Annotated in this window: 1 tRNA gene; it reads left to right on the plus strand. The window is 39.3% G+C overall.

The window, feature by feature from the left end:
• Positions 1–9: 9 nt before the first annotated feature.
• Positions 10–85, plus strand: a tRNA-Ala gene (locus H4J65_RS05895).
• Positions 86–427: the final 342 nt, after the last annotated feature.

A 427-nucleotide genomic window follows, 5' to 3' on the forward strand; every position in this document is an offset into this window, starting at 1 on the left:
TCCCATTGCGGGGCTATAGCTCAGCTGGGAGAGCGCCTGCCTTGCACGCAGGAGGTCAGCAGTTCGATCCTGCTTAGCTCCACCACTTCTTCGTATAAGAAAGAGACCAAACTTAAACTATCAAAGTTGATAAGTTAAGTTTGGTTTTTTAAACCAAGTCCTCACCGAATGTGTGTGAATGACTAATTCTTTAACAATCTGGAAAGCTGATATAAATACCGGTATTTATATGATGAACACGGTGTCGCGCTGTTGTTTGTAAATTATAAATACCAAGCTGTTATTAATAGGAATATCGCCTATTAATGATGGTGATTACGGGTCCTCCTCGGAAACGTAATCAACCCGGTAGTTTATTCACTTTTAGTTTATCTACTAGTAATAAATTACCACTCTTATTCAAGACACACTTTGTGTGCGTGAAAAT

It is taken from the genome of Colwellia sp. MB02u-9 (assembly GCF_014077085.1).
Classification (GTDB): Bacteria; Pseudomonadota; Gammaproteobacteria; order Enterobacterales; family Alteromonadaceae; genus Cognaticolwellia.